General features: G+C 65.4%; 19 protein-coding genes, 2 tRNA genes and 1 riboswitch. Of the genes, 11 read left to right on the top strand and 10 right to left on the bottom strand.

Annotated elements, in window-relative coordinates; genetic code table 11:
- Nucleotides 1-9 precede the first annotated feature (9 nt).
- The 6 genes from ATO9_RS20895 to ATO9_RS20875 form a co-directional block, all read right to left on the bottom strand.
- Complete coding sequence (locus tag ATO9_RS20895; RefSeq protein ID WP_043754035.1) at nt 10-912, bottom strand: ArdC family protein; 903 nt, start codon at nt 910-912, stop codon at nt 10-12.
- A 51-nt stretch (nt 913-963) separates the two neighbouring features.
- The gene (locus tag ATO9_RS24810; RefSeq protein ID WP_238318834.1) at nt 964-2073 is read right to left on the bottom strand and encodes a hypothetical protein; all 1110 of its coding nucleotides are present in this window, start codon (nt 2071-2073) and stop codon (nt 964-966) included.
- Nucleotides 2034-3152, bottom strand: a complete 1119-nt coding sequence (locus ATO9_RS24805; protein ID WP_238318833.1) for a hypothetical protein — start codon at nt 3150-3152, stop codon at nt 2034-2036. Before ATO9_RS24805 ends, ATO9_RS24810 begins: the two co-directional genes overlap by 40 nt.
- On the bottom strand, nt 3149-4936 hold the full coding sequence (locus ATO9_RS20885) for a hypothetical protein (RefSeq protein ID WP_043754032.1): 1788 nt from the start codon (nt 4934-4936) through the stop codon (nt 3149-3151). Before ATO9_RS20885 ends, ATO9_RS24805 begins: the two co-directional genes overlap by 4 nt.
- Entirely contained in the window at nt 4933-6282 is a 1350-nt protein-coding gene (locus tag ATO9_RS20880) for a tyrosine-type recombinase/integrase (protein ID WP_043754031.1), read from the bottom strand. The genes ATO9_RS20885 and ATO9_RS20880 overlap by 4 nt, the downstream gene beginning before the upstream one ends.
- 165 nt (nt 6283-6447) lie before the next feature.
- Nucleotides 6448-7179 (bottom strand): ArdC family protein, encoded by a 732-nt coding sequence (locus tag ATO9_RS20875; RefSeq protein ID WP_373284071.1) that lies wholly within the window; start codon nt 7177-7179, stop codon nt 6448-6450.
- Between the two features lie 276 nt (nt 7180-7455).
- Here ATO9_RS20875 and ATO9_RS20870 point away from each other — a divergent pair.
- The 9 genes from ATO9_RS20870 to panC all read left to right on the top strand — a co-directional run bounded on the left by ATO9_RS20870 (nt 7456) and on the right by panC (nt 15251).
- Nucleotides 7456-7531: transfer RNA gene (locus ATO9_RS20870), tRNA-Ile, on the top strand.
- 1 nt (nt 7532) lies between these two features.
- Nucleotides 7533-7618: transfer RNA gene (locus ATO9_RS20865), tRNA-Leu, on the top strand.
- 640 nt (nt 7619-8258) lie between these two features.
- Entirely contained in the window at nt 8259-8576 is a 318-nt protein-coding gene (locus tag ATO9_RS20860) for a Dabb family protein (RefSeq protein WP_043754029.1), read from the top strand.
- Nucleotides 8563-9744 carry an aminodeoxychorismate synthase component I gene (locus ATO9_RS20855; protein WP_156127932.1) on the top strand — a complete coding sequence of 394 codons (1182 nt, stop codon included), beginning with the start codon at nt 8563-8565 and terminating at the stop codon, nt 9742-9744. The genes ATO9_RS20860 and ATO9_RS20855 overlap by 14 nt, the downstream gene beginning before the upstream one ends.
- A 173-nt stretch (nt 9745-9917) precedes the next feature.
- A complete protein-coding gene (gene nadA / locus ATO9_RS20850) occupies nt 9918-10970 on the top strand; it encodes a quinolinate synthase NadA (RefSeq protein WP_043754027.1) in 1053 nt (350 codons plus the stop codon).
- Nucleotides 10971-10974: 4 nt separating this feature from the next.
- Complete coding sequence (locus tag ATO9_RS20845; protein ID WP_043754026.1) at nt 10975-12558, top strand: L-aspartate oxidase; 1584 nt, start codon at nt 10975-10977, stop codon at nt 12556-12558.
- Entirely contained in the window at nt 12555-13415 is an 861-nt protein-coding gene (gene nadC, locus ATO9_RS20840; protein ID WP_043754024.1) for a carboxylating nicotinate-nucleotide diphosphorylase, read from the top strand. The genes ATO9_RS20845 and nadC overlap by 4 nt, the downstream gene beginning before the upstream one ends.
- Before the next feature lie 124 nt (nt 13416-13539).
- On the top strand, nt 13540-14367 hold the full coding sequence (gene panB / locus ATO9_RS20835) for a 3-methyl-2-oxobutanoate hydroxymethyltransferase (RefSeq protein ID WP_043754022.1): 828 nt from the start codon (nt 13540-13542) through the stop codon (nt 14365-14367).
- Complete coding sequence (gene panC / locus ATO9_RS20830; RefSeq protein ID WP_043754020.1) at nt 14364-15251, top strand: pantoate--beta-alanine ligase; 888 nt, start codon at nt 14364-14366, stop codon at nt 15249-15251. Before panB ends, panC begins: the two co-directional genes overlap by 4 nt.
- Nucleotides 15252-15266: 15 nt before the next feature.
- Here the strand turns inward: panC and ATO9_RS20825 are convergent, their stop codons facing one another.
- The gene (locus tag ATO9_RS20825; RefSeq protein ID WP_043754018.1) at nt 15267-16418 is read right to left on the bottom strand and encodes an HPP family protein; all 1152 of its coding nucleotides are present in this window, start codon (nt 16416-16418) and stop codon (nt 15267-15269) included.
- A 99-nt stretch (nt 16419-16517) separates the two neighbouring features.
- A riboswitch (TPP riboswitch) is annotated at nt 16518-16634 on the top strand.
- Between the two features lie 34 nt (nt 16635-16668).
- Here ATO9_RS20825 and ATO9_RS20820 point away from each other — a divergent pair.
- The gene (locus tag ATO9_RS20820; protein ID WP_043754014.1) at nt 16669-17118 is read left to right on the top strand and encodes an NUDIX hydrolase; all 450 of its coding nucleotides are present in this window, start codon (nt 16669-16671) and stop codon (nt 17116-17118) included.
- On the top strand, nt 17115-17921 hold the full coding sequence (gene thiD / locus ATO9_RS20815) for a bifunctional hydroxymethylpyrimidine kinase/phosphomethylpyrimidine kinase (protein ID WP_043754012.1): 807 nt from the start codon (nt 17115-17117) through the stop codon (nt 17919-17921). Before ATO9_RS20820 ends, thiD begins: the two co-directional genes overlap by 4 nt.
- Here the strand turns inward: thiD and thiE are convergent.
- Genes thiE through thiC form a run of 3 tightly spaced genes read right to left on the bottom strand, consistent with a single transcriptional unit; the run spans nt 17910 to nt 21159 of the window.
- Nucleotides 17910-18548 carry a thiamine phosphate synthase gene (gene thiE / locus ATO9_RS20810; protein ID WP_043754009.1) on the bottom strand — a complete coding sequence of 213 codons (639 nt, stop codon included), beginning with the start codon at nt 18546-18548 and terminating at the stop codon, nt 17910-17912. The genes thiD and thiE overlap by 12 nt on opposite strands.
- Nucleotides 18545-19348: a hydroxyethylthiazole kinase gene (thiM, locus tag ATO9_RS20805; RefSeq protein ID WP_043754006.1), complete on the bottom strand. Its 804-nt coding sequence runs from the start codon at nt 19346-19348 to the stop codon at nt 18545-18547. Before thiM ends, thiE begins: the two co-directional genes overlap by 4 nt.
- The gene (thiC, locus tag ATO9_RS20800) at nt 19345-21159 is read right to left on the bottom strand and encodes a phosphomethylpyrimidine synthase ThiC (RefSeq protein ID WP_043754005.1); all 1815 of its coding nucleotides are present in this window, start codon (nt 21157-21159) and stop codon (nt 19345-19347) included. The genes thiM and thiC overlap by 4 nt, the downstream gene beginning before the upstream one ends.
- Nucleotides 21160-21174 lie beyond the last annotated feature (15 nt).

Raw genomic sequence — 21174 nt, 5'->3', positions numbered from 1 at the left:
CGGTTTTGGTCATGCCGCTACCTCCTCTGCATGGGGCTGCTGCGCATGCATCCAGTCGGCCGCCTGCTGCGCCTTGCTGGCGGCGGTGAAGATGGCCTTGGGGTCGTCTTTCAGGACCTTGAGCCACGAGGCAATATAGGCGGCATGATCGGGGCGTGGATGGTGGGCGATCCCGAGGTCTGCCAGGACCAGCCCGCTGAGAATTTCCACGCAGCATTCTTCGGCGGCATAGGCGGCCGAACCAAAGCGACCGGAAAGGTCGCGGTTGAGCCTGTGCTTTGCGCCACTGGCGTGACCATTCTCGTGTAGCCAGACACCGTAGAACGACGCGGCATCGCGAAACGAAGTGAACGGCGGCATGAACACGGTGTCGGTCGACGGGCGGTAATAGGCTTCCGATCCACCGAACTCCGTCTTGACGCCCAGGTTTGTGATGAACGCTTCCGCATGGGCAAGGCGTTCAGCCTCGGGCAGCACAGGGGTCGCCGGGCGCTCGTACCCGTCCACCTGAGCGATATTGAAGACAGAAAATGCGCGGGCGAACATCCGTCGATGCCCGTCATCATCGTCTTCGTCGTCGGCCTGCTGGGAAACCTTGATCTCCCTCCACAAGACGACCGTGGTAGAGCGTTCTCCTTTACGCACCTGCGCGCCGGCATCCTGCCATTGCTTGTACGTTCCCCAGATACCGTCGCAATATCCGGCGGCGAAGCCCGTGGCCCAGAGCGCCAAGGTGTTTATGCCGCGATAGCGCTTGCCAGATGAAACGTTGGTCGGACGCGCGATGCTGCTCCCGTCGTGGAACCAGGGCGCACGCCAGTCGCCGGAGCCTGCCTCGATGGCGGCGATGATCTCGGTGGTGATACGGTTATAAACATCGGCGCGCCCGGCCGATGAGGAAGATCGGGACATGACAGGTCTCCAGGACGGGCGGAACAGGCCTTTCCCGCTCTCCTCATCCCGTCACTCACCCCGATCCCAAGCCTCCTCTCCCTTTACCGCCGACCGAACGGGCGGCGGCGCGATCCGGGCCAGCACACCCTCGATCCGGTCAACTTCCTGCTGAAGCGCGGCCCGCTGCAATCCGGGCAGCCGCTTCTCGCGCAGCAACATGCGTGCCTCATCGGCACTCCGCTCCCACACGGGCCTGTGATGTTGCGCGATGCAGGCGTTCGGGCAGCGGGTCGGTTCACAAAGCGCTGTCAGCGGGCGGTCTGCCGCGGCATCCGTCACGCGCTTGAGGCACAGGGCGGTTGCCGGATCGAAGAAGCAATCGGCAAGCGGTCCGACATGCAGGGTGCGGGCCAGACTGGCGAGCATAGTGCGCAGACGGGACCGGTCGGCGATCATCGGCGGCAATGGCCCAAGCTCGGTGGCTGTCTCGTCGAGGGTACGCGCGACACGAAGACCGGCCGGCCCACCAAGGTCGGCTCCGCCGCGCCGCCTGTCGAAATACTCGAGCAGATCATCGATCTGGCCGAGCCGGCGTTGCGCCTCGACCTCGGCGCGGAAACCCGAGGCGCTGCTACCCGCGTAGCCTTCGAACGCGGCGACGGATGCATGCTTGTACTGGATCATGCCGGCCACCGTTCCGAAGGAACGGTTGGCGATGTGCCATGCGATCGTGCGACGAAACTGGCGCGTCGTGATCCGCCAGGGCTTACCGTCCGGCCCGGGCGGTATGGCGGGCGCCTCTTCCGTCCCGAACAGCCTGTTCAGGTGGTCACGATAGGCGTTTAACTGGCGCACGATCTCGGCGGAGACGTGCGGTTTGCTACTTCGCGTCACTGACAGCACGGGCCAGAGCGTATCGAGACCATGGGCAACAGCCGCGCGCCGGGTCAACTGTTCGAGCACCCCGATCGCATGGGCGACGGGCTCGATGGTCACCCACTCCGCCGACGCTCCCCGGCCCCCCTTTCCCTTGTACGCAGTGGAACGGACGCGGTGTCGTGACACGGTGCCGTCCTCGCTGCGCGCAAGCGTCAGGCATCCCCGGCGCATCGCCTGCACCTCGCAATCGCGCATACCGGTCAGATAGGCGCAGACCACATAAGCCGCTGCCTGCAGCATGCGCTCTTCCAGGACGAGGGATTTGGCATCAAAGCGGTGCCGCCATGGCCGGCCGAGATTGGCGTATCCATGCCGCCGGGTTCGATCCCGATATCCGCGATGGCGGCAGCGATGAGATCGGACGCGCCGCCAGCGAGAGCGAGATGCATCGCCGGCTCCCTGGCGGCATCGACGCCGACGTGTAGATGCAGAAGCTGCACGTTGACGACGGGCAGAAGCTCCCCGCTTACCGGATCGACGGATGCGGAACCGTTGGGTGGGCTTGCCCAGACCGGCACGCCCCGGCCCTGCCGCGCGCGGGACCGAAAATAGCGCGCCAGTCGCTGCCGTTGCCGGCGGCGGCGCTCCGCATGCGGCAATCCCTGTTCCGCGACGAAGAGCCGGTCGCGGCGCGCTTCGAGCCGGGAAAGCTCACGCCGGGCGGCGAGAATGTCCCCTGCGAATACCGTGATGTAGCGCAGCGACCATGCCAGAAGCGGCGCAATGATCGGCTCGGGGATGCGCGGGGTCCGGTTCTCGGGAACATGACGATAGCCCGCGACGCGCGCGGGTGGCCGCCCGTCCCACGGTTCGAACGACAAGCCGCCGCCGGGAAGGTGCTCGCGGTAGAGATAGAAGTCGATGACGACCTCGAGAAGCTGCCCGACAATGACGGGCCGCCTTGCCGGGTCCTCTCGGAGATGCCGCGCATAGGCGTCGATCAGCGGAGGATCAATGCGGGCAAGGTCCAGCGCGCCCAATCGTTCGCGGACGAAGCCGAAGAAGCGCCGCGCCCGGTTGAACGCCTGCCGCACGCAGCTGGGCGGCAGCTTCGGACGATGGCCGGGAAGGTCGACATTGAGACGCGCATAGAGATAGGCGCGCATCATTGCCTGCACATCGGCATCTTCGAGCACGTCGAAATACACGGTGACGTGGCAGCGCCGGGCGTTCTCACGGAAGACGGCGGGACCCAGATTCCAGCTTGGATCGCCGACGCGCGACAGGTCCTCGCGGGCATGGCCCGGCTTGAGCGGCGCGCACGCCAGCACGGGCCGATCATCGAACGCGTGCGCGCGGGCAAGGGCGGGCGCGGTCATGCGCGCGCCTCGGGAGGCAGATAGAGGCGCTCCTCCACGGCGCGTAACCGCGCTTCGGCGACAACGGTATCGGAAAACGCGGGCAAGATCTGATGGACGATCCGGGCATGAACCTGCCCGAACTTGACCATCCAGTCGGGACCGGGAAGCCCCTGCCGCTGGTCTTCGACGAAGGACAGGAAGGCCATGATCGCGGGGAGCTTGCGGGCGGTGATGACGGCGTTGGGGCAATGGAGGCACCCCCAGAACGGCTGCTGGCATGGCGAGCCGGCCTCGGCGAAGGGGCTGCTATGGAACCCCGCGCAGGCGGCGAGCCAGAGATCCTGCTCCCCATCGAGAATGGAACCGACCGCATCCGGCGGCATCAGCGGCCCGGCCTGTTCGGGCGCTTCGCGCAGCGTCTTCTCGGCTGCTGGCGCGAGGATGGTCGGCATCGCGGTGACGACAGCGTCGCGGAAGGCATCGGCGACGGTGGCCTCGTGCAGGGGCCGCAGCGATGGCAGATCGGCGTAGTGGCGCGCCGCGACCTCGGGCGTGTGGCCGACCGCGAAGCGGGCGATGTACCCTTCGGTTTTGGTGTACCACAGCGCCTTGTGGGTTTTGCGAAGCCGGGACAGCAGAAGATGGAGCGGCTTGCCGTCCTCATCGACAATCCGGTGCCGTGCCACCCAGGCGTCGAGGCGTTCGCGCGGATGACGGATGCCTGCATGGAGACCGCCGACGTTGTGGTAAACCCAGAGACAATCGTTGGGCAGATGCTGACGGGCGACGGTCGTGATCTCGATCAGCCGGCGGATAAGGCCACCCGGCGTGCCGAGGCCGCCGTCGCGCACGCGCATGCTCTTGTGCCCGGCGGCGCCGGCGCGTCGTTTCAGGTATCGCAGTTCGACGGTTCCGGCGGAGGGATTGTCCAGGCAATCGACCGTCAGCGCCTTCAGGCATTCCGGCTCGAGGCCGGTATCGAGAGCAAGCAGCACGAGCAATGGCGGCAGATCGGTGACGTGCAGATGATGTCGGCGATGCAGGTCGTCGATCAGCGTGCTGATCGGCAAGCCGCGCCGCAAGCGCATGAAATAGAGACGGCGCAGCTCGACGCTCTCGGTCCGAACGGCTCCATGGCGCGCGATGAGAGCTTCGACATCGGCCCGCGCTCCGGCAATGACCGGATCGCCCTCATCGGTCCGATCCTCGGCGCCGATCCGGCGGAATATCGCTTCCACGTCCGTACGGGCCGCGTCGCGCAGCGCGCGGGCGACGAAGGGACTGTAGGCATCACGCGGGGTCGAGCGTCCCGCCGAGGTCGCCATTGTATAGCGCAACCGCTCATGGAGGTCGGGCGTGATCCTGTCGGGCCGATCCGCCTCTATCGCACGCAGCGTATTGACGATCTTGCTGACCGTCACATGCCGGTAGATCGCGCCCATTCCCCCGCGTTCGAGTGCCGATGCGAAACCGTCGACATGGGCTGCGCGCACGTCTTCGGGCCCGTCCACCTCCCCCGCCTCATCGGAAAGCCAGGTGAAGAAACGGCGATAGGAGTTTACATACTGTTTGATGACGCTGGCCGCACCGATCCGGCCGCCGAGCGCGGCCGACCGGCGCAACGCGCTGGCAAAGGCGATACCGAGCGGACGAGGATCGAGATCGGTCATGTCGACCAGGACGGTCCCGCCATGCCGCGCCTCGATGACGAACCTGAGGCCGAGCACCGGATCGGGCTTGGCTCGCTCCGGCGTGACGGGTGCGAAAGCGACGGGCCTGCCCTTGCGGGGACGCCCGCTCATGCGCCCTGCGGTCCCGGCAGCAGTGCCAGCAACTCCTCGACCGCCGAATCCACCGTATCGGCGCGGGTCGCGATATGGTCGAGATAGATATAGGTGGTGGCGAGACTCGCGTGGCCGAGCAGGCGTTGCACCTGCTGCAGCGGGTCGCCCAGGATCAGCCGGTAGCTCTCCATCGGCCCCGCCGGCAATGCGGCTTCGCGCAGACGCTCCTGGATCAGCAAAGCGAGCATATGGACCGCGAAGGTGTGGCGCAGCTGGTGTGGGCTGATCGACAACGAGAAACCATAGTCTCTACAGCGCTTGCAGGCGCGGGCGAAGATCACCTCCCAGGAATTGGGTCGAACGGGCTGTCCGACCTCGGTCAGCCATAGCGCCGCGGGCTCGCGCGGCGTTCCGTTCTCGTTGCACAGAATCAGACGGCCTCGTTCCTCTGGCGTGCAGACATCGCGCATGCGGTCGAGACCGGCGTCGGTAATATGGATCGGCCGGTCAAAGCGCGCCGCGCCATCGCGCGCGACGAATTTGGCCGCGCCTGCCGCGCGCTCGACATCGATATAGGCCGCGATCTGACGAAGCAGCCGGCGTGGGACCAGAACACTTCGTCCGCGATCGCCCTTGGTGAGCGGCGGCGGCAGGCGCAGCCAGAGCTGCCGGTTCTCATCGCCGTCCGGAACGATGACCGCGAGATCACCGGCGAGCAGACCTGAGGCTTCTTCCAGTCGCAAACCTGTCGTGACGAGCAGATCAGCGAAGAGCGCGTTACGCAATCCGTTCCGATCACGCGCGCCGGGGCGTTCGCTGCCGTCAGGCGCGAGGCCGCGTAGACCGACCTCGCGGAAGATGCGGTAGTCGTCCATCGTGACGAACCGGACATCCGACCGCTTCACAACACGTTCATAGGCATCGTTGCGCGCGGCGATCATTCCGCGACGTCCACCCTGCGCCGGTCGCCACACGGCACGACGGTTGAACGGTGCCTCGGCGATCAGCCCTTGCCGCTCGCCCCAGCGATAGAGGCGATCAAGGCTGGCGACGGCCCTGTTCCAGCTTGCCGCCGTGATCCGCTGACCAGCATCGCCGCGCCGGCGCGCACGATGATAAGCCTCGACATCGTCGCGGGTCGCAGCCCATACGGTCTTGCCGCAGGCATCGAGAAAGCGAAGCCAGACCGTCACATCATAGGCCTGGGCGCGAAGCGAATGCCGTGATCGAATCCCCGATAGCGGCTGGTCGAGAAAGAAGCGATCCAGATCGGGGTCGTAGAGCGTGTCGCCGCGCAGGATCAACGGCACATGCGCGTCGAGACCCCCGGCCTCGCGACGCTCGCAAACTGAAATAATCGACACCAGCGCAAAACCCTCCCCATGCCCCCACCCCGTGCACGCTTCGGCCCGGCAGTTCTCAGGCTGGCCGCCGCCAGCTCTTTGGTAAGCGCGGCGGCCAGCCTGAAAACTGCCTACCGTCGACGCCTGTCACCCATCCTACGGCAAGGTGACATGCGGTGCAGACTGTCAAGATAAGGCCACAATCTCTTCGCGGGCATATGCCGTGTTCCCGAACCGAGCGTCGCCATAGCTTCGGTTCAACCGATGCCGGGGTTTCGTCCAGTGACCCAGCTCATGACCCCAGACGGCGTAGAAATTCCGCGGGTTCTCGAAGAGCTCGATCGGGGGCATGTAAATCTTGTCGAGGTTCGGGACGTAACATGTTTCGCGACCAGAGAAGCTGACATTGGCACCGATTGCCTCGAAGAAGCTCTGCATATGCGGGATCGGTGCGCGTTCGGGGTGAACTTCCGGTTCGGCCGCAGCGGAATGGAAGCGAGGGTCCAACCCCTCGATCTGATCGGCGTTAAAGACGCGATAGGATTTCATGAAGGGGATGGTTTTTGGGTCTTCGGTTTCCGCCTCCCCGCCGTGGGCGCCTTCGGCCTGTTCGCGCTCGGCCGTTCCGTAATAGACGACCACCGACGATTTCGAGCCCTTTATGACTTTCGCATCGAGCTCATTCGCCTGCCTCAACGTCATCCAGTAGGGCGAGGAGAATCCGGCCATCAAGGTGCGCATGGTCAGCAAGAAGTTGTTGACGCCCTGATAGGGTTCGCCGTTCTGGCGGAGCGGCACAGAACTGCCGCCGACCGTCCAGGGCTTGCGCCAGGGCAACACGCCCCGGTCGATGATCTTAATGAGTTCGTTGGTGATCGACGCCGCGGCGTCGAACTTTGGCTTGCTGGATTTGGCCATGATGATCTCCGATGTCTGGTAAGTGTGCAGACCCGGAGGTACCGACCGTCAGGAAAACACCCTTGGAGGGGACGGCAGGGTCCGTCCAGAACCCTGCCAGACCCCCATTCCGTGACTCTGGATCCGGCAAAACCCAAAGCTTGCTTTTACTTTTTTCATATCACTGACACGAAGTGCCTTTCGGCATCAGTCCAGCGGAAGCCCAGAAATCGCGCCAAGCTGACCCTAAGATCCTTGAGCAAGACACCGAATTCGCTCATTTAGTGATCCCCACGTGCCTCGGTAGCTCAGCGGTTAGAGTTGACCGCTCATAACGGTTAGGTCGCAGGTTCGAATCCTGCCCGAGGCACCACGCGGACATGGTGGAATGGTAGACACCGGAGACTTAAAATCTCCTGCTCAATCGAGCGTGCGAGTTCGAGTCCCGCTGTCCGCACCATTTCATAGGCCTAACGCCTTCAGCGACTGGAAGCCGGTTTGGTTCCTTGCAAGTCGAGTGGTGGACACATGCACCCATAGACAAGTGAATAACCGCGCTAGAAGACAAAGGAGAACCCATATCCAAAGTCGAGGACGAATGAAGATTGGTATATTGGCATGGGGTTCTCTCCAGTGGGACCCACGAACTCTTCAGATCAGTGGCGATTTCTTGTCTGGCGGACCGAACTTGCCGATAGAATTTTCCCGCATCTAGGGCAGACCCGGACCGATCCGACGACAAAACCTAAACAGAACGAGCTGAAGTACGCGGACACCAAGGGGAGCAGGCCAGCGCCTTTGGGACCACAAATTGTGGCCTGCAGGGACGGATCGTCCTCATATGCATCCTTGCCGAGGTCGACGTTGAAGCCGTGGTCGCGTTTGGGTGCCGTATCGTAGTCGGCAACAGTCTTCTTGAATGGCGCGACGCCGGTCAGAGAAGGACCAGAAGGCAGGCTAGGGTCAGGTGACACACACCTTTATGACCCAGCACTATCCGGTTGAACGACGCGAGGCAGACCCTACAACTCGGTCTGCGGACGACTCCGGGCCACGCGTCGGGAGCATCCGCATGTTCTCAGAAACCAACCGGGATTGCCATGATCCGCCACATCGTCTTCTTCACCGCCATCAACAACGACAATATCGAATCCATCAGAAAAGGGCTCCAGATGCTCACCGGCATCCCTTATGCCCAGCACCTCGAAATCTCGCTCAATCGGAAGTCAGATCCGAACAGCAAGGAAATCGACGTCGTCGTCTATGGCGAATTCGCCAATGATGCGGCTCTGGCTGCCTACAAGGCGCACGAAACCTACGCGGAATCGATCCGCCGGGTGAAACCCCTGCGCGAACTGCGCTTCGCGGTGGACTACGATCAGGCCCAGGCCTTCACGGCTCCCGATGGACAGGCCTGAAGCAGCCTATCGCGCGGACGGGCCAAGCATTCTGCTGCGCGATGACCTCGCCGGTACCGAGATGCGGTTCGCCACACCACGCGAGGTGATCCGCGCCGACCATCTGGACGAAGTCCAGGCCGCGCTCGACCGAATGGAACGCACACGTGCGGCAGGGAAATGGTGTGCCGGTTACGTGAGCTACGAGGCCGGTTACGCTCTCGAGCCGAAATTGCGTGACATCATGCCCGGAGGCCGCCGCCTGCCGCTCGTGCTCATTGGGGTCTTCAACGCGCCCGAGACTGGATCGGTCGGGACACGGGCAACAGGCAAGGCGACTTTGACGGATGTCCGGCCAGAATGGGCCTTCGAGAATTACAGGTCGCGCTTCGAAAGGGTTCACCGACACCTTCGCACAGGCGATTGCTACCAGGCGAACCTGACTTTCCCGTTCTCCGCGCGATGGTCGGGAGATCCGATAGCGCTGTTCGAAGAAATGACCGCCAGGCAGCCGGTCCGCTATGCTGCCCTGGTCGACTTGGGTGGGCCCATCATCCTCTCACGGTCGCCTGAACTGTTCTTCCAGGTAGACGCGGAAGACTGGATCGAGACACATCCGATGAAAGGCACTATCCGGCGCGGATCGACGCCCGAGGCAGACGCCGCCCTGGCCGAGACCTTGCGACAGGACGGGAAAAACCAAGCCGAGAACCTGATGATCGTCGACCTGTTGCGCAACGATATCTCGCGCATCTGCCAATTGGGCACGCTGCATGTACCCGAGCTGTTCCGGATCGAAAGTTATCCCACAGTGCATCAGATGGTCAGCCGCGTTCGGGCGCGGCTGGCACTGGGGACGACCGTCTCCGATACTTTCACTGCGCTCTTTCCCTGCGGCTCGATCACCGGAGCTCCGAAGATCCGTGCGATGCAGATCCTGCGTGCGCTGGAAAGTCGTCCGCGTGACATCTATTGTGGGGCCATTGGGTTCATCGCTCCGTCCGGCGAGATGCGCTTCAATGTTGCCATTCGCACCCTCACACTGCACGCAGGCGGAGAGGCCGTCTTCAACGTAGGCGGCGGCATCGTGTTCGATTCCGAGGTTCGCTCGGAATACGACGAATGCCTGCTGAAAGCCCGCTTCGCCTCTGGACCGGATTCAAAGACTTGCCCGCGCACCGACATCTGAGCCCATAATCGTATGACGGTGGCTTTCGGTACATGTTAGCGTGCGTCATTGAAATATGACGACCCGCACACTTGCCCTTAGGTAAGCCGGCCCGTAAACACCTCCCAGCCGACACCACCCGCGTGCGGTCGCGCCCTCCGCGTCGACCCGAAATAACCTCAGGAACTCCGCTCTTGCTCGACCAGATCGCGCTGCGCGCCGAACTCGCCGATCACTACGATCTCTCTCCGTCCACCGACATCGCCACGGCACATGCTGACATCTACGCCCGGATGGACCGTGTCGTGACGCCCCCCGACTGGGCGATCTATGCGCCCTATGTCGCGGCGATCAATCAGCTCAAGAAGGATCGCAACGCGGTCATCCTGGCGCATAACTACATGACGCCCGAAATCTATCACGGCATCGCGGACGTGGTCGGCGACAGCCTTCAGCTGGCGATCGAGGCGACGAAGGTGAAGGCCGACGTGATCGTGCAATGCGGTGTGCATTTCATGGCCGAGACGTCCAAGATCCTAAACCCCGCGAAGACGGTGCTGATCCCCGACATGGAGGCCGGCTGTTCGCTGGCCGAAAGCATCACCGCGGAGGGCATCGCGGAAATGCGCGCTAAATATCCGGGCGCGCCGGTCGTCACCTATGTGAACACCACCGCCGAGGTGAAGGCCGCATCCGACATCTGCTGCACCTCCTCCAACGCGGTGCAGATCGTGCGCGGGATGGACAGCGACACGGTCATCATGACGCCGGACAAATATCTGGCGCAGAACATCGTCAATCTCGTGCCCGAGAAAAACATCGTGTGGTGGGACGGTGCCTGCATCGTGCACGAACAGTACACCGCGCAGGATCTGCGGGATTTCCGCGAATGGAACCCCGGCACAAGGATCATCGCGCATCCCGAATGCCCGCCCGATGTGGTGGTCGAGGCCGATTTTTCCGGTTCGACCAGCGGCATCATCGACTACGTGACGCAGCAGCGGCCGGAAAAGGCGATGCTCGTGACCGAATGTTCGATGGCCTCGAACATCTCGGACGCGCTGCCGGATGTGGATTTCGTGGGCCCCTGCAACATGTGCCCCTACATGAAGAAGATCACGCTGGAAAAGGTGCTGTGGTCGCTGCACACGATGCAGGGCGCGGTCGAGGTCGACCCGGAGGTCGCCGCAAAGGCCCGCGTCGCTGTTCAGCGCATGATCGACCTGTCCGCCAAGATGGCCGGCTAGGGCCATGACCCCGACCGAAACGCCGATCAACACGGGCCGCGTCATAATCGTGGGCGCAGGGCTGGCGGCGCAATATGCCGCGCTGAAACTGGCCCCGCGTCCCGTGCTGATGATCTCTCCCGAGGCTTTGGGAACCGGCGCCTCCTCGGCCTGGGCGCAGGGCGGCGTGGCGGCGGCGATGGACCCGGCGGACAGCGCCGATGCCCATGCCTGCGATACCGTCACTGCCGGTGCGGGGACGGTTGATCCGGGCGTGGCGGTGTCGGTCACAGCCGAGGCGCGCGATCACATCCTTGACCTGACCGGGTTGGGCACGCCCTTCGACCGCACCGCAGACGGCGACTATGTGCTGTCGCGCGAGGCGGCGCATAGCTTCGCCCGTGTGGTGCGTGTGCAGGGCGATCAGGCCGGGGCCGAGATCATGCGCGCCCTGACCGCACAGGTGCGCGAGGCGGATCATATCCAGGTGCTAGAAGGGGTGATGGCCACGGGGCTTGAGGTCTCGGGCGGCCGTGTCACCGGCGTGGCCGTCGCCCGCTGTGATCGGGGGCAAAGCGCGAGCGTCACCCTGCGCGGCACCGCCGTGTTGCTGGCCGGGGGCGGATCGGGCGGGCTTTATGCCCTCACCACCAATCCGCCGCGCATTCGGGGTCAGGTGATCGGCATGGCAGCCCGCGCGGGCGCACAGATCGCCGACGCGGAATTCGTGCAGTTCCACCCGACGGCCATGGCCTGCGGGCTGGACCCTGCCCCGCTGGCGACCGAGGCATTGCGCGGCGAAGGGGCCACACTGGTCAACCGACAGGGCGAGCGCTTCATGCTGGATGCGCACCCCGACGCGGAACTGGCCCCGCGCGACATCGTGGCCCGCGCCGTCTATGCCCAGACGCAGGCAGGGCTGGCCCCCGCGCTAGACACCCGCGCCGCCCTTGGCGCAAAGATCCTGACAGATTTCCCCGCCGTCGCCGCCGCCTGCCAGCAGACCGGGCTGGACCCGGTGACACAGGTGATCCCCGTGGCCGCCGCCGCGCATTACCACATGGGCGGTGTGGCGACGGATGCGGAAGGGGCCAGCACCCTGCCGGGCCTCTGGGCCTGTGGAGAGGTCGCCTCGACCGGGTTGCACGGGGCGAACCGCCTGGCCTCGAACGGGCTGCTCGAAGCGCTGGTCTATGGCCGCCGCTGCGCGCTGGCGATTCATGCCACGCTGCCTTCGCCCATGGATGTCGCGCCCGTCACCCTGCCCGACCTTCTGCCGGCGGAAACGCCCGACCCTGCGCTGGTCAAACGGCTGCGGCAGGCGATGACCGACGGTGCGGGCGTGATCCGCACGGCAGACGGCCTGACCCAAACGCTGACCCAGATCGCCGACATCGAAGCCGCGCAGCCCGGTTGCGAGACGCTGAAGAACATGACCGCCACCGCCACCCTGATCGCCGCCGCCGCGCTGATGCGCCGCGAAAGCCGGGGCGCGCATTTCCGGTCGGACTATCCGCAGGCGGACGGCGCAATCGGCACCCGGTCGCTGATGACCCTGAACGACGCGCTGGCACTCCGCGCGACCACGACCCGAAAGGAACCGGCATGAGCCCCCGTGCAAAATCGGCCCCCCTGCCCGACCTGATCCTTGAACCCCTTGTCCGCGCCGCGCTGATGGAGGATCTGGGCACCTATGGCGACATCACCACCCGCACGGTCATTCCTGCTGGCACCACCTATTCCGCGCGGCTGAATGCGCGCGAACCGGGCGTCGTGTCGGGCCTGCAGATTGCCGCACTGGCCTTCCGGCTGGTGGATCCCGCGCTGAAGATCACCGCGCACAAGGCCGATGGCGACGTGATCGCGCCGGGCGACCTGCTGATGGAGATCTCGGGCGACGCGGCCTCGATCCTGTCGGGCGAACGGGTCGCGCTGAACTTTGCCGGGCGCATGTCCGGCATCGCCACGCTGACCGCCGCCTTCGTGGCCGAGACACGCGGGACGAACACCCGCGTGACCTGCACCCGAAAGACGACCCCCGGCCTGCGTATCGTGGAAAAACAGGCCGTGCTGCATGGCGGCGGGTTCAACCACCGCTTCGGCCTGTCCGACGCGATCCTTATCAAGGACAACCACATCGCCGCCGCCGGTGGCATCCGTCCCGTGCTGCAATCGGTCAAGGCGCGGGCATCCCACATGATCCGCTGCGAGATCGAGGTCGACCGCCTGGACCAGCTGGCCGAGGTCCTGGACGAGGGTGGCGCAGACGTTGTTCTGCTGGACAACATGGACACGTCAATGCTGGCGAAGGCGGTGGACATGACCGCCCGTCAGGTGGTGCTGGAGGCCTCGGGCAACATGAAGCTGGACCGCATCGCCGAGGTCGCGGCTACGGGCGTGGACTATATTTCATCCGGTGCGCTGACCCATTCGGCGCAGGTGCTGGACTTGGGACTGGACTTCTGAGTCCACAACCCATCACGCACATATATGGCTTTTTCTTATATTGAATCGCAATAATATTACGCTGCACTTGCGAAATAATGTCGAACCGGGTAACCCCACGGAAGCCTGTCTGAGGAGGACCGACATGAGCCAATCCGCCCCGCAACGCAGCCTCACCGCGTCCGACATCCGTGCGCGCAAGGGGGCCGATCCGCTGGTCTGCCTGACCGCCTATACGACCCCCGTGGCACAGCTGGCGGACGCGGACTGCGATCTGGTTCTGGTCGGTGACAGCGTCGGCATGGTGCTGCACGGGCTGCCCTCGACCCTCGGCGTGACGATGGAGATGATGGTGCTGCACGGCCGCGCCGTCGCCCGTGGCCTCAGCCGCGCGCTGATGGTCGTCGACATGCCCTTCGGCAGTTACGAAGAATCCCCCGCCCAGGCCTTTCGCAACGCTGCCCGGCTGATGGCCGAAACCGGGGCCGGCGCGGTCAAGCTGGAAGGCGGCGCGCATATGGAGGACACGATCCGCTTTATCGTCGATCGCGGCATCCCCGTCATGGCCCACATCGGCCTGACGCCGCAGGCGGTGAACGCGCTTGGCGGCTACAAGGTGCAGGGGCGCGGCGCGGATGCGGACCGGATCCTGGAAGACGCCCGCGCGGTGACCCGCGCCGGGGCGTTTTCAGTCGTGCTGGAAAAGGTGCCCGCCGCGCTGGCCGATCAGATCACCGCGGACATCGCCATCCCGACGGTCGGCATCGGGGCCTCGGCGGGCTGTGACGGACAGATCCTTGTGATCGACGACATGCTGGGCCTTTTCGACGCCTTCAAGCCGAAGTTCGTGAAACGCTATGGCGATCTGGCCAGCGATGCGCGCACCGCCATCCGCACCTACGCGGCAGAGGTCCGCGCCCGCAGCTTCCCCGCCCCCGAACATGTCTTTTCCCAGGAGGAACCGGGCACATGAAGATCATCCGCACCAAGGCAGACCTGCGCGCCCTGACCGAAAGCTGGCGCCGGGCCGGCGAAACCATCGGCGTCGTGCCGACCATGGGCGCGCTGCATGCCGGGCACCTGTCGCTGGTAGAGCGGGCCTGCGCCGAAAACGACCGGGTAATCGTGACGCTGTTCGTGAACCCCAAGCAGTTCAACAACCCCGAGGATCTGGCGAAATACCCAAGGACCGAGGACAGCGATGCCGAAAAGCTGACGCCCTATGGCGCGGATATCCTCTATGTCCCCGATGGCGCGCAGATGTACCCCGAAGGCTTTGCCACGACCGTGTCGGTGACCGGGGTCAGCGAAGGCCTGTGCGGCGGGGCGCGGCCGGGGCATTTCGACGGGGTGGCCACGGTGGTGACCAAGCTGTTCCTGCAATGCGATGCCGACCGCGCGTATTTCGGTGAAAAGGATTACCAGCAACTTCAGGTGGTGATCCGGCTGGCCGAGGATCTGGATCTGAAGACCGAGATCGTCGGCTGTCCGACCGTGCGCGAGGACGACGGCCTCGCCATGTCGTCGCGCAACCTCCGGCTCGGGCCCGGGTCACGCGAAATTGCGCCGGTGATCGCCCAGGTCCTGGACGACGCCGCGCGTGTCATCTCCCGCGGCGGACAAGTCGCGCAGGCCCTCGATAACGCCAGGGCGGCGCTGCTTTCTGCCGGGTTCGACACGATCGACTACCTGGAGTTGCGCAGCGATCCCGACCTCAAGCTGATGACCAGGGCAGACCGCCCCGGTCGCCTTTTCCTCGCCGCCTGGCTCGATGGCGTGCGCCTGATCGACAATGTCCCTGTCGCGGGTCTCGCAAGCGTCCCGACTCGCAAAGATCACCCGCTCGAACCGGCCTGACCGGGCCGCCGCCTCTCAGCCCTGTGCCCGCAGCCCGGACCGCGCGAGGGCGGCGATCAGATCCGTCCTGGTGACGATGCCGACGATCCGGCCCTTTTCAAGGATCGGCACCGCATCGACATCACCATCGGCCATCATCGGCAGGAGCACCCCGACCGGAGTCGCCGGTACCGCCCGAGGCCCGGCGACGCTCATGATGTCCTTGGCTCGAACCGGCTGCGTACGATCCTGGTCGATCAGGCGCCGAAACGCCGCGAGATAGCCACGGTCGAGCCGAAGCGCATCCTCGCGCGCTCGGTCGATCAGGTGCATCTGGAAGATCACGCCAAGATAACGCCCCTCGACCCCGGTCACCGGAAGCGATGTGAAGCGATGATGTCTGAACAGGTCCGCAATCTTTGACAGCGGAGTGTCCGGGCCAATGGTCACCAGATCACGCGACATGACGTCGGTCGCCAGAAGCGGACCTGTCCGGTGCGCGGCGGCCTGCAACTCGGCCGCGCCGATCAACCGCGCTAGGTCTTCGACACCCAGATTGAACGACTGGCGATACTGGTCCAGCAGCTCTGTCAGTTCTTCTCGGGACAGCCCGATGCGCTTGGCGGGATCGGGATCTTCGGTGCGGTGGCGATTTGGCTCATCGAACTGGCGGAATGGGTACCTGCGCCCCGTGAGCCGGGCGTAGATCGCAGCACAGACGACCAGCGCGAGGGTGCCCGTGGCGACGGGCGCGATCGCGAACCAGAACCCAAGTCGCTCGACCGCCTCCGGGCTCATCGCCGCTGTCATGGCGACCGCACCCGCCGGGGGATGGATCGCGCGACACAGGATGCCGACCGTAATCGTCAGCCCGACCGCAAGGGCGATCCGCAGGACAGGGTCCGCGATCACGGAACAGACCGCCACACCGACCAGTGCCGCGAGGGTGTTGCCCACCACCGCCGACCACGGCTGCGCCAACGGGCTGTTGGGCACTGCGAACAGCAGGACCGACGTCGCACCGAACGGAGCAATCAGGTAAAGCCCAAGTGTCAGGTCGACCACGGGCGACAACAGGAATACACCCGTCACCCCAAGGCCGATCAGAGCGCCGAGCCCCGCACGAAGGGCCTCGACTGGCGAGGGACGGCCGATGACCGGGCCAAGCGAACGGAACAGGGATTCCATGACTGCTTCCTCGTCTGTTTTGCCCAAAGTTTCAGCAACCGACAGCAGGCGCAAGCACATCCGCCCGGCATTGAACCGGGCGCTCAGCCTGATAAGCTGCCTCTCACCTAGGGGTGTCCCGACAAGGGGCTGAGATATCGCTGGCGATTGCAGCGCGGTGACCCTTTGAACCTGATCCGGATCATGCCGGCGAAGGGACAGGATCGCGCAGACCTCTTGCCCTTGCCGGCCTCAGCATGACGAGGCCGCTTTGCCATATCAATCGACAGACCCACGCCCGATCCCGGCGACCATCGCCGTAGTCGTGCGCGACACCCAGGTGCTTCTCGTGCGTCGCGCCAATCCGCCCGATGCGGGCCTTTGGGGATTTCCCGGCGGCAAGATTGACCAGGGCGAACCCCTGTTCGACGCAGCCATCCGCGAACTGGCCGAGGAGACCGGCGTTTCCGCAGACCCGCTACGGGTGATCACGGCGCTCGACGCCTTTGATCACGACGGCACCGGCACCTTGCGCCGCCATTTCATCCTGATCGCCGTTCTGTTCCGCTGGATCGCCGGGGTTCCGGTTGCCGCAGATGACGCGCTCGAGGCGCGCTGGATCGACCTTGCCGCGCTGACGGATGGCAGCCTCGCGCTCAGCCGCGATGTCGGCGCAGTTGCGGACCAGGCCGCAGCCCTGATGGCGGGGGCACCGACATGATCGCCAACGTCCTGACCATTGCGGGCACGGACCCGTCCGGCGGCGCCGGCATCCAGGCCGACATCAAGACCATGTCGGCGCTTGGCGCCTATGCCTGTTCGGTCGTCACGGCCGTGGTGGCGCAAAACACCTGCGGCGTTCGGTCCTTCCAGGCGCTTGACCCAGATTTCGTCGCCGACCAGATCGACTCTGTGCTCGAGGACGTGCGCATCGACGCGGTGAAGATCGGCATGATCGCCAACGCCGGGATCGCCCGCGCGGTGTCCGACCGGCTGCGCCATCACGCGGCGCGCAACATCGTGCTGGACCCGGTGATGGTGGCGAAAAGCGGTCACGCGCTGCTGGATCCCGAAGCGGTTTCGGCGCTGCGCGAGGCGCTGGTGCCTCTGGCCACGGTCATCACGCCGAACCTGCCCGAGGCCGCCGTCCTGCTGAACCGTCCCGATGACTGGAGCACCGCGACCATGACCGCCGCCCTGCCCGACCTCCTTTCTCTCGGCTCCGAGTACGTCCTGCTTAAAGGCGGGCATCTGGAGGGCGCGCACAGCACCGACCTGCTGGCCGGTCCCGAGGGTATCCAGACCCTGCGCGCGCCCCGCATCACCACGACCAACGATCACGGCACGGGCTGCACCTTGTCCTCGGCCATTTCCGCGCTCCTGCCGCATCACGACATGGCCGAGGCCGTGACCCGCGCCAAGGCCTACCTGCATGCGGTGCTGGCCCAAAGCGATGCGCTGGACGTGGGCCACGGGCACGGGCCGGTGCATCATTTCCACGCGCTCTGGGCGTCAGACGGTTAGCGCGTCGATCCTGTCCCTGAGGGCGCGGGCAGCGGCCTCGGGGTCGGGCTGGCCGCAGATGGCGGAAACCACGGCGACGCCCTGCGCGCCGGCCTTCAGGACCTGCGCCACGTGCTCGGCCTTCAGCCCGCCGATCGCCACGGCGGGCACCGGGCTGGCAGCAACCTGCGCCGCCAGCCCTTCGAAACCCACAGGCGCCTTGTGATCCAGCTTGGAAGGCGTGGCAAAGACCGGCCCCGCACCGATGTAGTCGACCAGCGCCGGATCGACGGCGGCGGCCAGCGCGGGTGTCTCGACCGACAGGCCCAGCACCATCGCCGGACCGATCCGGGCGCGGGCCTCGGTCACGGCCATGTCGCCCTGCCCGATGTGCAGCCCGTCCGCACCAATCGCAACGGCGGCCTCCACGTCGTCGTTCACGATCAGCACCACGCCGGTTCCGGCCAGCGCCGCCTTCAGTGCCCGGCCAGTCTCGATCATCCGCGCGGTGCCTGCCGCCTTGTCGCGCAGTTGCACAACCGTCGCCCCGCCCGCGACGGCAGCGCGGGCGGTTTCGACCATGCCGACCCCGGCGCACAGGCCGGGATCAAGCACGAGGTAAAGCGAGAGGTCAGGGCAGCGCCTCACGCGGGCACCGCCGCGTCGTAAATCGCCCCCCGTGACAGGTCCGCCGGGGTGACCGCCGCCAGCGCATCGAGGAACCGGGGCGCAAAGCTGCCCGGCCCCGAGGCGCCCTCATCCGCCTTCGCCCCCGCAACTGCGAAATGCGCAAGCCCAGCGACGGCGGCGTCGAAGGCGTCTTCGGCCACCGCAGCATAGGCTCCGCAGAGACAGGTGAGCGAACAGCCAAGCGCGGTGTTCATCGGCATGAAGGGCGAGCCTCCCCCAATCCGCACTGCCCGCTCTCCGTCGGTCACGTAGTCCACCTCGCCCGTCACGGCGACCACGGCACCGCTGCTGCGCGCCAGCCGACGCGCGCCCTCTTCCGCTGCCGCGACCGGATCGCGCCCGTCGACGCCCTGCCCCCTGCTCGCCTCTCCGGCCAGCGACAGGATTTCCGAGGCATTGCCCCGGATGATCGTCGGGCCTTCGGCAACCAGCGCCTGTACCACCGCGCGGCGATAGGCCGTCGCCTGGCAGGCCACCGGATCCAGCACCCAGGGCCGCCCCGCACCTCGCGCGCCCCGGATTGCAGCGTGCATTCCGGCGACGAAGGGCGGCGACAGGGTGCCGATATTCACCGTCACGGCTCCGGCAATCCCGGCGAATTCCTCGGCCTCCTCGACGTCGGAAACCATGGCGGGGCTGGCCCCCGCCGCCAGCATCACATTGGCGGCGATGTTCATAGCGACGTAGTTGGTGATGCACTGCACCAGCGGCGGCGTGGCGCGCAGCCCGGTCAATAGGGTTTCGGGGCTCTGGCTCATGCCTTGTCCTCCAGCGGGATATACAGGTCTCCGCCTTCGCGGAACTTCTCGGCCATGCGGGCCATGCCGTCCTTCTGCGCCTCGGCGCGGATGTCGTGGGAAATCCGCATCGAACAGAATTTCGGCCCGCACATCGAACAGAAATGCGCGACCTTGTGGGCTTCCTTCGGCAGGGTCTCGTCATGCATCGACCGGGCGGTTTCGGGATCGAGCGAGAGGTTGAACTGGTCTTCCCATCTGAATTCGAACCGCGCGCGGCTGAGCGCATCGTCGCGGATCTGCGCCGCCGGATGCCCCTTGGCCAGGTCCGCCGCATGGGCCGCGATCTTGTAGGTGATGACCCCGACCTTCACGTCGTCCCGGTCGGGCAGCCCGAGGTGTTCCTTGGGCGTCACGTAGCACAGCATCGCCGTGCCGAACCAGCCGATCATCGCCGCGCCGATGCCGCTGGTGATATGATCGTACCCCGGCGCGATATCCGTGGTGAGCGGCCCGAGCGTGTAGAACGGCGCCTCGCCGCAGACCTGCAGCTGCTTGTCCATATTGGCCTTGATCTTGTGCATGGGCACATGGCCCGGCCCTTCGATCATGACCTGGCAATCCCGTGCCCAGGCGATCTGGGTCAGTTCTCCGAGGGTCTCAAGTTCGGCAAACTGCGCCTCGTCATTGGCGTCCGCGATGGAACCGGGGCGCAGCCCGTCACCGAGCGAGAAGGACACGTCATAGGCGCGCGCGATCTCGCAGATCTCGTCAAAATGCTCGTAGAGGAAGCTTTCGCGGTGATGGTGCAGGCACCACTTGGCCATGATGGAGCCGCCGCGCGACACGATTCCCGTGACCCGGTTCACCGTCATCGGGATCATGTGCAGCCGCACCCCTGCATGGATGGTGAAGTAATCCACCCCCTGCTCGGCTTGTTCGATCAGCGTGTCGCGGAAGACCTCCCAACTCAGGTCCTCGGCCACGCCGCCGACCTTTTCCAGCGCCTGGTACAGTGGCACCGTGCCGATCGGGACCGGCGAGTTTCGCAGGATCCAGTCGCGGATGTTGTGGATGTTGCGCCCCGTCGACAGGTCCATGACCGTGTCGGCTCCCCATCTGGTCGCCCAGACCATCTTTTCCACTTCCTCGGCCATCGAGGAGGTCACCGCCGAGTTGCCGATATTGGCGTTGATCTTCACAAGGAAGTTCCGCCCGATCGCCATCGGCTCGGCCTCGGGATGGTTGATGTTCGCGGGGATGATCGCGCGGCCCTTGGCGATCTCGTCACGGACGAATTCCGGCGTGACGAAATCCGGAATCTCCGCTCCAAAGCCTTCGCCGTCGCGCGGCAATGTCTGTGCATGGGCCTCGGCCTGCGCCTTGCGGCCGAGGTTTTCCCGGATCGCGACGAATTCCATTTCGGGCGTGACGATGCCGGCGCGGGCATAGGCCATCTGGGTGACAGCCCGTCCTTGCGTGGCGCGACGGGGCGCGTTGCGGACGGGAAATTCGGGTGTCAGCCGCGCGCCTTCGGCAAAGCCGTTGTCAGCCGCCTGCACATGGCGCCCGTGGTAGGTTTCGGTATCGCCACGGGCCGCAATCCAGTCCTCGCGCAGGCGCGGCAGGCCGCGGTCGATGGCGATCTGTGCATCCGGGTCCGTATAGGGGCCTGAGCTGTCATAGACGGTGACGGGCGGTTCCCCGGCCGTGGGGTGCAGGTCGATCTCGCGCATGGGCACGCGGATATCGGGGTGACGGGTGCCCGCGTGCCAGACGCGGCGCGACGCGGGCAGCGGGCCCGTGGTGACGGTTGGGGTGAGATCTTTCATCGGTCGGAGCCTCCA

Origin of the sequence: Pseudooceanicola atlanticus (assembly GCF_000768315.1) — a bacterium.
Classification (GTDB): Bacteria; Pseudomonadota; Alphaproteobacteria; order Rhodobacterales; family Rhodobacteraceae; genus Pseudooceanicola; species Pseudooceanicola atlanticus.
The sequence above is the reverse complement of the archived record's forward strand: the minus strand, read 5'-3'. Positions and strand labels throughout refer to the sequence as shown.